The 316-nt window shown below is 53.2% G+C and carries 1 protein-coding gene; it reads left to right on the plus strand.

Annotated elements, in window-relative coordinates; translation table 11 throughout:
* Nucleotides 1-24: 24 nt before the first annotated feature.
* On the plus strand, nucleotides 25-171 hold the full coding sequence (locus LUU93_RS21935) for a plastocyanin/azurin family copper-binding protein (RefSeq protein ID WP_311202646.1): 147 nt from the start codon (nucleotides 25-27) through the stop codon (nucleotides 169-171).
* Nucleotides 172-316 lie beyond the last annotated feature (145 nt).

The following is a 316-nucleotide window of genomic DNA, read 5'->3' on the forward strand; positions in this document are numbered from 1 at the left end:
CTGAAAGAAGGTGATACTCGCATCATCGCCCACACCAAGGTCATCGGAGCCGGGGAAAAAGACTCGGTGACCTTCGACGTGTCTAAACTGGCTGCCGGTGAGGCATACGGTTTCTTCTGCTCGTTCCCGGGCCACATCTCGATGATGAAAGGCACCGTTACCCTGAAATAATCAGCTTCAGGCACAAAAAAGCGGCGCTTCTTTCAGAAATGGGGAGCGCCGTTTTTTTGCGCCTTGGGAAAGCCCGCTTCGGTGTGTATATCCGTTTCTTCGGTAATGGCTGCTGACGGTTCCGCTCTTACAGCGGCTCACTTTT

The sequence above is a fragment of the Flavobacterium soyae genome, from assembly GCF_021245985.1.
In the GTDB taxonomy this organism is placed as follows: Bacteria; Bacteroidota; Bacteroidia; order Flavobacteriales; family Flavobacteriaceae; genus Flavobacterium; species Flavobacterium soyae.